The following is an 8875-nucleotide window of genomic DNA, read 5'->3' as shown; positions in this document are numbered from 1 at the left end:
GGCGCAGCAGTTGGAAGAGTTGGGCGATCTGCTCAAGGTCTGTACGGCCAATACTCAGGAATAGTGGATCAGATCATGAAGCAGGTGCATCAGGATAGGGTCAATGCGCTAAAGTGGGTAAGATAAGGCAATGACAGTTGTGTCTGACGGCCACAACCCTGTATCTTGGTATCATTGTGGCCGTAAGCAAATGAATCTGTGTATTACTAAAGCAAGGGTATGAAGATGGATAATGCAAATAAGCCGAGTTTCCAGGACGTTCTGGAGTTTGTGCGTATGTTCCGCCGTAAAAACAAGCTACAGCGTGAAATCGTCGACAACGAAAAGAAAATTCGTGACAACCAGAAGCGTGTGCTGCTGCTCGACAACCTGAGCGAGTACATCAAGCCGGGCATGAGCATTGAAGACATTCAGGGCATCATCGCCAACATGCGCGGTGACTATGAAGATCGCGTTGATGATTACATCATCAAAAATGCCGATCTGTCGAAAGAACGTCGCGATCTGTCCAAAAAGCTGAAAGCGATGGGCGAAGTGAAGTAATTCGCGTCAAACAGGGCTGGGGATCTCCCGGCCCTGCATCTTTTCAGGGGTGCAGCGCCCTGAATGACCTTAAAGAATAACGATATGTTACCGTGCTATAGCAAATCTGCTTAAAGCCGCTACGCTAATGTTATAAATAGACTTTGCCCAATCGATTTCAAGCCGTCGCTTGAAGGATGACGGGTATAAATTTCTTCGCCAGCAGAGGCTGTCATCGATGGCAGAACCGCAACTCAGCACCTTTCTCAACCTGGACGAGACGCTTCATCCTCCCCGTATCTTGGCATCTGGGGATTGGGTGTTGGCACATTATCGCCTGTTGGAACCCGCCGTTGGGCAACTGCAAACCCGCTTGCCGGCGGATGTGGTGTTCGATCTCAGCCAACTGGGCAGCCTGGATACGGCAGGTGCCACCTTGCTGGTCAATCTGCTGGGTGACCAACGGATATCCGATCTCAAACAGTTAGCCCCCACGCTCCCTGTGGAACGCCGCGTGCTGCTGGAAACCGTTGGCCGTGCCTTGCAAGGATTTACGCCACCACCGGCAGAAAAGCCGCCCGGTCTGGCAATCGAACTGCTGGCCAACGTCGGCCGGTCGATGGAGAGTTTCTGGCACAACCTGGTAGCCCTGCTGGGGTTTATCGGCCTGACGTTGCAAACCCTGTTTGCCAATCTGCTACGCCCTACGCGCTGGAGGCTCACCTCGCTGGTGGCCAATCTCCAGCAAATCGGCCTGAACGCGGTGCCGATCATTATGCTGCTGACCTTCCTGGTAGGTGCAGTCATCGCTTTCCTGGGGTCAACCGTCCTGTCTACCTTCGGTGCCAGCATTTTTACCGTGCAACTGGTGGTGTTTTCCTTCCTGCGAGAGTTCGCAGTGTTGCTGACGGCCATCTTGATGGCGGGTCGTACCGCCAGCGCCTTTACCGCAGAACTCGGGCTGATGAAGGCCAATGAGGAAATAGATGCTATTCAGGCGATGGGGCTGAACCCGGTTGAACTGCTGGTGCTGCCGCGCGTGCTGGCGTTGCTCCTGGCGTTGCCGATGCTGACCTTCATCGGCATGATTAGCGGCATCTTTGGCGGCATGGTCGTCTGCGCCTTGACGCTGGATATCTCACCGACCATGTTTTTAACCATCATGCAGAGCAGTGGCGGTTTTCAGAACTTCCTGGTGGGGATGAGCAAGGCGCCGGTATTTGCGTTCCTGATCGCCATTATCGGCTGTCTTGAAGGGTTTAAAGTCAGCGGTAGCGCCGAGTCGGTAGGGGCACATACCACCGCCAGCGTCGTGCACTCAATCTTTGTGGTGATCCTGCTGGATGCGGTCGCTGCACTGTTCTTCATGGAGATGGGCGTGTGAGCCAGACGACCCCGGAAGCCATTATTCGCATCCGTAAATTGCGAAACTGTTTTGGCACCCAATGCGTGCATGTGGACCTCGATCTGGACGTGCGCCGAGGAGAGATCCTGGGCGTGGTAGGCGGTTCGGGCACTGGCAAATCCGTGCTGTTGCGCAGCATCGTTGGTCTACGCCGTCCAACCGCCGGCCAGATCCACGTCTTTGGCGAGGATCTGATGGAGCTTTCTGGTACGCGTCGCTCCGTGCTGGAAAGGCGATTTGGCGTGCTGTTTCAGCGCGGTGCCTTGTTCAGCTCACTGACGGTGACCGAAAACGTGGCGTTGCCGCTGATTGAATACGCAGGCTTACCGCGCCGAGATGCCGAGCAATTGGCACAGGTGAAGTTGGCGCTGGCCGGGCTGCCTGCCAGTGCCGGCAACAAGTATCCGGCCTCGCTTTCTGGTGGCATGGTCAAGCGTGCCGCGTTAGCCCGAGCGCTGGCGTTGGATCCGGAAATCGTATTTCTGGATGAGCCAACGGCTGGGCTGGATCCCATCGGCGCTGCCGCCTTTGACAGCCTGATCCGTACGCTGCGTGATGCCTTGGGGTTAACGGTGTTTTTGGTTACCCACGATCTCGATACGCTTTATACAATCTGTGACCGGGTTGCGGTACTTTCGCAGAAGAAGGTGCTGGTGGTGGATACGCTGGAGGTGGTAGCCGCTACTGACGATGCCTGGATCCAAGAATATTTCCACGGCCCGCGTGGGCGGGCGGCACAGCAGGCCGTAACGAATATCCCAGAGAGGCAATAACAAATGGAAACCCGTGCGCATCATGTCTTGATTGGTTTATTTACGCTGATTATTTTCACCGCCGTGCTGCTGTTCAGCCTGTGGCTGACCAAGTCCGGCACCGATCGCCAGTTCAAGCAGTACGATATCGTGTTCAATGAAGCCGTTAGCGGCCTATCACAGGGCAGCACGGTCAATTACAGTGGGATCCGCGTGGGCGAAGTCACTCAGCTGCGATTGGATCCCAACGTGCCGACCAAAGTCTGGGCGCGTATTCGGGTCACGGCCTCTGCACCGATCCGCCAGGACACCCAGGCTCGCCTGGCGATAGCTGGTATTACCGGTACGTCCAATATCCAGCTCAGCGGTGGCAGTGAAACCAGCCCGTTGCTGAAGGGAGAGGATGGGGCAATCCCGGTGATTATCGCCACGCCATCGCCGTTGACTCAGTTGCTTGCCAATGGCGAAGATGTGATGACTAATGTCAACGAGGTGCTGGTACGCCTGAATCAACTGATGACGCCGGATAATCAGCAACGGTTGGTGAATACGTTGGATAATCTGGAACAGATTACCAATACCGTGGCGGGGCAGCGTGAAGATATCCGCACCATCTTGCAGCAACTGGCGTTGGTGACCAAGCAAAGCAACGATACGCTGGCGCAAACCAATCGGCTGGTGCGTAATGCTAACGTGCTGCTGGACGGGCAGGGCAAGCAACTGGTCGCCAATGCGGCTAATACCATGGCATCGCTTGAAAAAACCACCGCGCTGCTCAACAAGCTGATTGGCGAAAATCAGCAGTCACTGAATAGTGGCATCCGGGGATTCAACGATCTTGGCCCGGCGGTAGATGAATTACGCAGAACCTTATTGACCTTACGCGGTGCCATGAGCCGCCTGGAAGAGAACCCGTCCGCCTTGCTCAGGGGCCGCGAACGTACCAAGGAGTTTACCCCTAAATGATTAAGCTAAAACTTCGCCAGACGCTACGGTTGTTGGTGCTGGTAGCCGTGATGCCGCTGGCCGCCTGCACTATTTTGCCGGAAAGCCCGATACAGCAGGTGTATTTGCTGCCAGCCCAGCCAGTGGCCGTGGCAGGGGGCCAGGCGTCTGAACGCTCGGTACGTATCGTGCAGCCCAATACCAGCCAGTTCTTGAACGGTACGCGTATTGCTGTGCAGCCTCAGGGCGCGGAGATCACCTCTTTTAGCGGTTCGCGCTGGAGCGATCCGGCCCCGCTGTTGTTGCGTAATCGCCTGATCCAGGAGTTCCGCACTAACGGCCATTTCCGCTCGGTGAGCAGCGACGATGACAATTTACAGGCGGATCTTGAGCTAGGCGGCGATTTATCCTCCTTCCAAGGGGTCTATAACGGAGATCGGGGCGAAGTGGCGATCCGCTTTGATGCTCGCCTGGTACGCACCTCCGATCGCCGAGTGATGGCCAGCCGTAGTTTTGCGGTTCGCGAGCCGATCCACGGTACATCGATGGACAACGTCGTGCAGGCCTTTGGCCTGGCCAGCGATAAGCTGGCAGCGCAGACGCTGGCATGGGCGCGCCAGCAGGCGGCTAATTAAGACTCGTCGGCCATGGCCTTTAACCACTGGATAAAGGCGTTGATTTTAGGCCATTGCCGGTCCGAGAGCGTGGAAATGTAGTAGCGCTGTGCACATTGCATTTCCATGCCGGGGAAGGGCGCGATAAGTTCGTTATTCTCCAGGCGCTTACTCACCAACTTCTTGCGGCCCATGGCAATTCCCACGTGGTTCATGGCCGCGATCACTGCCAGATCCGAACGATCAAACCCCATACCGCGCTGGCCTTCGGCAAATTCCAGATCAAAGTGTTTGGCCCAGGTATTCCACTCCCCGATGTCCGAGTCGTAACTCCATGCCTGACGATCGTGCAATAACGTGCAACGCCGCAGGTTGGCGGGGTTACCCACTAGCTCATGGCGTTCTGCGTACTCCGGGCTGCATACGGGCACGATCGACTCATCCATCAAATGCTGGCAATCGAGTTTCTCCGGCGTTTTGTCATCAAAATAGATCGCCAGATCGATCCCCGCACCGTGGAAGTTCACCATCTCGTTGCCGGTGAGAATATTCAGGCTGATGGCCGGATATTGGCGATCGAAGTCCGCCAGCTTGGGCACCAGCCAGCATTGGGCAATCGACGGCCGTGAGTAGATGGTCAGAGTGCCGGACAGCTCCTGGCTTTTAATCTCCAGTATTTCCTGATTGAGATAGCTGAGTGACGATTTCAACACCCAGAACAACCGCTCGCCCTCGGGGGTCAGTTCGATTCGGCGGTGAAAGCGCTGGAATAGCTTAAAACCCAACTCGGCTTCCAGGTTGTTGATCCGATGGCTGACGGCGCTGGGGGTGATCGCCAACTCTTCGGCGGCCAGCACGAACGAGCCTTGCCGCGCGGCAATCTCAAACGTATGCAGCTTGGCTAGCTGATAGCCATTCAGGTGCCTGTTGCGGGCGAGTTGGTGCTTGTCGTCGTACATGGTTATCGCCTGTGAAATAAACCAGATTATATCGAAGCCGGAGACTTAAAGATGAAGCAATGTGAGTCAAAGAAAGAAATAGTGCCAAATGTTGACCGAAATCACCTTATTGATTGAATCTGGTTCATGTGAAGAGGCGTTTTGATCGTTTGTCAGCGCTGGGGCGTTAGTTTCCAATAGGAGTGAAATTTATCCTGGAAGGACGCTGAACATGGACTCGCAGATCTGGGTAGTCGCTACGTTATTAAGCAGCATCATTATCATTATTCTCACTATCGTAAAATTCAAGATCCACCCGTTCCTGGCGCTGTTGCTGGCCAGTTTTTATGTGGGGGCCCTGATGGGCATGAACCCGCTGGAAATGGTCAATGCTATTGAAGGCGGCATCGGCGGGACCTTGGGCTTCCTGGCGGCGGTGATTGGTTTAGGTACCATTCTGGGCAACATGATGGAAGTGTCCGGGGCGGCAGAACGCATTGGCATCACTTTGCAAAAGTGCCGTTGGCTGTCGGCTGATGTGATCATGGTGCTGGTGGGGCTGGTCTGCGGTATTACGCTGTTTGTTGAAGTGGGCGTGGTGTTGCTGATCCCGCTGGCGTTCTCAATTGCCAAAAAAACCAATACCTCCTTGCTGAAGTTGGCGATCCCGCTGTGTACCGCATTGATGGCTGTGCACTGTGTGGTTCCTCCGCATCCGGCGGCGCTGTTTGTCACCAACAAGCTGGGTGCCGATGTGGGCTCGGTGATTGTTTATGGCCTGATTGTCGGGCTGGCCGCCTCGCTGATCGGTGGGCCACTGTTCCTCAAGTTGGTCGGTAAGCGTCTGCCGTTCAAACCCGTACCCGCCGAGTTTTCCTCCGTGCAGGTGCGCAACGAGCAGGACTTGCCTTCGTTGGGGGCCACACTGTTTACCGTGCTATTGCCGATCATTCTGATGTTGGTGAAAACCGCAGCGGAACTCTATATGGCCAAAGACAGTGCGCTGTATACCTTCCTGGAGTTTATCGGCAACCCGATCACCGCCATGTTTATCGCCGCCTTCGTGGCCTACTACGTGCTGGGGATTCGCCGCAACATGGGCATGGGCACCTTGTTGACCAAAACGGAAAACGGCTTCTCTTCCATCGCCAACATCTTGCTGATTATCGGGGCCGGCGGTGCATTCAACGGCATATTAAAAGCCAGTGGGCTGGCAGATACGCTGGCCGTGATCCTGTCGAATATGGACATGCATCCGATCTTGCTGGCCTGGTTGGTGGCTATCTGCCTGCATGCGGCTGTGGGGTCGGCCACCGTGGCGATGATGGGGGCGACGGCGATTGTTGCTCCCGTGCTGCCGCATTACCCTGGCGTCAGCCCGGAGATCATCGCGTTGGCTATCGGCTCTGGTGCCATCGGTTGCACCATTGTCACCGACTCGCTGTTCTGGTTGGTTAAACAATACTGCGGCGCGACGCTCAGCGAGATGTTTAAGTATTATACCTCGGCCACCTTTATTGCTTCGCTGATTGCGCTGGGAACCACATTCCTGCTTTCTTATATCATCTAGACCAAAAGAGACTATTTATGAATACGTTAGACATTGAAAACCTGGTAGTGAAATTTCCTTTGGTGCAACGGCTGATGGATTTGGAAGCGGTGACCTGGTTCAACCCCAATACGACCACGCTGGCGGAAGGGTTACCGTACGTCGGGCTGACGCAAAATGATGTCGCCGAAGCCGAAGCGCGCTTGCAACGCTTTGCTCCGTATCTGTGCCTGGCATTCCCTGAAACGCAGCAAACGAATGGCATTATCGAGTCTGAGGTAGTGGCGATCCCGGCTATGCAGGGCGCGCTGGAGCAGCGTTATGAGCAGGCCATCGCGGGTAAAATGTGGTTGAAAAAGGACAGCCATTTACCGATTTCTGGCTCCATCAAGGCCCGTGGCGGCATCTATGAAGTGCTGACCCACGCGGAAAAGCTGGCCATCGAGGCGGGCATGCTGACGGTAGACGACGATTACAGCATCCTGTTTAGCGACAAGTTCCGGCAGTTCTTCAGCCAGTACAGCATTGCCGTGGGCTCAACCGGCAACCTGGGGATGTCGATTGGCATCATGAGCGCCAAGCTGGGGTTCAGCGTGAGCGTGCATATGTCTGCCGATGCTCGCGCCTGGAAAAAGCGTAAACTGCGCGAGCACGGCGTTAACGTGGTGGAATACGAGCAGGATTACGGCGTGGCGGTGGCTCAGGGGCGCAAGCAGGCAGAGTCCGATCCGCGCTGTTTCTTTATCGATGATGAAAATTCGCCAACCCTGTTCCTCGGCTATGCGGTGGCCGGTGGGCGTCTGAAAAAGCAGTTTGCACAGATGAACATCCAGGTTGATCAGGACCATCCGTTATTTGTCTATTTGCCCTGTGGCGTTGGCGGCGGGCCTGGCGGAGTGGCGTTTGGCCTAAAACTGGCGTTTGGTGACCATGTGCACTGCATCTTTGCCGAGCCGACGCACTCACCTTGCATGCTGCTTGGGATCCACACCGGGCTGCACGATCACATTGCGGTGCAGGACCTGGGGATTGATAACTTCACGGCGGCGGATGGTTTGGCCGTTGGCCGGGCTTCCGGGTTCGTCGGGCGTGCCATGGAACGCCTGCTGGATGGTTTCTACACCCTGAGCGATCAGGAGATGTACGACCTGCTTGGTTTGCTCGCCGCTGTTGAGGGCATTCAGCTGGAGCCTTCTGCGTTGGCTGGCATGGCGGGGCCAGCTCGAGTTTGCGCCGACCCTCAATATCTGGACAGCCATCAGATCGATGCCCAACGGATCGCTAATGCGACGCATTTGGTTTGGGCAACCGGTGGCGGTATGGTGCCTGAGGAAGAGATGGCCAAGTACCTCGCAGCCGCACGCTAGCGCTGACAAAACCACGCTTTACGGGAGGGGGGCGCTGCACATGCTGCGCCCATTTAGCGATTCCCCACCGAGCAAAACATCACAGCGTGAAGCGATCGCGAAACTGTGCCAGTGCTTCGCTACTGTCCCCGGAGGCCCAGCCTTCGAGTGCTACCACTCCTTGGTAATTAATCTCCTGCAGCGTTCTTGCAATGGCGCGATAGTTGATTTCCCCGGTCCCAGGCTGCATACGCCCAGGCACATCCGCCACCTGGATCTCGCCAATCTGTGTGCCACAGCGGCGGATCAGTTCAATCAGGTTGCCCTCACCGATTTGTGCATGATAGAGGTCAAGGTTCATCTTAAGCGCTGGGCTATTGACCGTCTCTACCAATGCCAGTGTGTCAGCTGCGCGGGCAAAAGGCGTGCCGGGATGATCAACCGTCAGGTTCAAGTTCTCCAGGGTGAAGATACGCCCAGCCCGTTCACCGAGTTGTGCTAAACAACGAAGCGTATCGGCAGCCTTCAGCCACATGTTACCCGTCACCCTCTCAACCGGTTTTACCGGTAAGCCCTGTGGATCCAGGCCGGTACCGTGCAGGTTCAGGCTGGGGCAGCTCAACCGTTCGGCTATCATCAGGGAGGCTTCTGCACTTTGCAGCAACTGCGCGATCTCTTGTTCATCGGTTAGATTGCCGCTGAGATAACCGGTCATTGAAGTGAAACGAGCTCCTGTCGCCACCAGTGCATCGATATCCTTATTGGCCCAGCTCCAGATTTCAACACCAAAGCCCAGTGCATGAA

The 8875-nt window shown here is 55.8% G+C and carries 9 protein-coding genes; 7 read left to right on the top strand and 2 right to left on the bottom strand.

Annotated elements, in window-relative coordinates:
• The first annotated feature begins 225 nt into the window (after positions 1–225).
• The 5 genes from tmaR to JHD74_RS24795 all read left to right on the top strand — a co-directional run bounded on the left by tmaR (position 226) and on the right by JHD74_RS24795 (position 4259).
• Complete coding sequence (gene tmaR, locus JHD74_RS24815; RefSeq protein ID WP_024528076.1) at positions 226–543, top strand: PTS system regulator TmaR; 318 nt, start codon at positions 226–228, stop codon at positions 541–543.
• A gap of 217 nt (positions 544–760) precedes the next feature.
• The gene (locus JHD74_RS24810; protein WP_024528077.1) at positions 761–1906 is read left to right on the top strand and encodes an ABC transporter permease; all 1146 of its coding nucleotides are present in this window, start codon (positions 761–763) and stop codon (positions 1904–1906) included.
• Complete coding sequence (locus tag JHD74_RS24805; RefSeq protein ID WP_024528078.1) at positions 1903–2700, top strand: ABC transporter ATP-binding protein; 798 nt, start codon at positions 1903–1905, stop codon at positions 2698–2700. The genes JHD74_RS24810 and JHD74_RS24805 overlap by 4 nt, the downstream gene beginning before the upstream one ends.
• A 3-nt stretch (positions 2701–2703) precedes the next feature.
• Entirely contained in the window at positions 2704–3645 is a 942-nt protein-coding gene (locus JHD74_RS24800; protein WP_024528079.1) for an MlaD family protein, read from the top strand.
• Positions 3642–4259: an ABC-type transport auxiliary lipoprotein family protein gene (locus tag JHD74_RS24795; RefSeq protein WP_199063759.1), complete on the top strand. Its 618-nt coding sequence runs from the start codon at positions 3642–3644 to the stop codon at positions 4257–4259. The genes JHD74_RS24800 and JHD74_RS24795 overlap by 4 nt, the downstream gene beginning before the upstream one ends.
• Here the strand turns inward: JHD74_RS24795 and dsdC are convergent.
• A complete protein-coding gene (gene dsdC, locus JHD74_RS24790; protein ID WP_024528081.1) occupies positions 4256–5197 on the bottom strand; it encodes a DNA-binding transcriptional regulator DsdC in 942 nt (313 codons plus the stop codon). The two genes, JHD74_RS24795 and dsdC, sit on opposite strands and share 4 nt — an antisense overlap.
• Before the next feature lie 211 nt (positions 5198–5408).
• Here dsdC and dsdX point away from each other — a divergent pair, with 211 nt between their 5' ends.
• Entirely contained in the window at positions 5409–6746 is a 1338-nt protein-coding gene (gene dsdX, locus JHD74_RS24785) for a D-serine transporter DsdX (RefSeq protein WP_024485917.1), read from the top strand.
• Between the two features lie 17 nt (positions 6747–6763).
• A complete protein-coding gene (locus tag JHD74_RS24780) occupies positions 6764–8092 on the top strand; it encodes a D-serine ammonia-lyase (protein WP_199063758.1) in 1329 nt (442 codons plus the stop codon).
• A gap of 79 nt (positions 8093–8171) precedes the next feature.
• On the opposite strand, the gene JHD74_RS24775 is transcribed toward JHD74_RS24780, so the two are convergent.
• Positions 8172–8875 (bottom strand): TIM barrel protein (locus JHD74_RS24775; RefSeq protein ID WP_199063757.1); only part of this gene is annotated, 704 nt, incomplete at its 5' end.

This window comes from Serratia sp. ASV30 (assembly GCF_016428815.1).
GTDB lineage: Bacteria > Pseudomonadota > Gammaproteobacteria > Enterobacterales > Enterobacteriaceae > Chania > Chania fonticola_C.
The sequence above is the reverse complement of the archived record's forward strand: the minus strand, read 5'-3'. Positions and strand labels throughout refer to the sequence as shown.

What these genes read in the sequence shown, in the direction of transcription:
- JHD74_RS24795 (WP_199063759.1), top strand. Translation starts at nt 3,642, where the DNA reads ATGATTAAGCTAAAACTTCGCCAGACGCTACGGTTGTTGGTGCTGGTA.
- tmaR (WP_024528076.1), top strand. Translation starts at nt 226, where the DNA reads ATGGATAATGCAAATAAGCCGAGTTTCCAGGACGTTCTGGAGTTTGTG.
- dsdX (WP_024485917.1), top strand. Translation starts at nt 5,409, where the DNA reads ATGGACTCGCAGATCTGGGTAGTCGCTACGTTATTAAGCAGCATCATT.
- JHD74_RS24800 (WP_024528079.1), top strand. Translation starts at nt 2,704, where the DNA reads ATGGAAACCCGTGCGCATCATGTCTTGATTGGTTTATTTACGCTGATT.
- JHD74_RS24780 (WP_199063758.1), top strand. Translation starts at nt 6,764, where the DNA reads ATGAATACGTTAGACATTGAAAACCTGGTAGTGAAATTTCCTTTGGTG.
- JHD74_RS24810 (WP_024528077.1), top strand. Translation starts at nt 761, where the DNA reads ATGGCAGAACCGCAACTCAGCACCTTTCTCAACCTGGACGAGACGCTT.
- dsdC (WP_024528081.1), bottom strand. Translation starts at nt 5,197, where the DNA reads ATGTACGACGACAAGCACCAACTCGCCCGCAACAGGCACCTGAATGGC.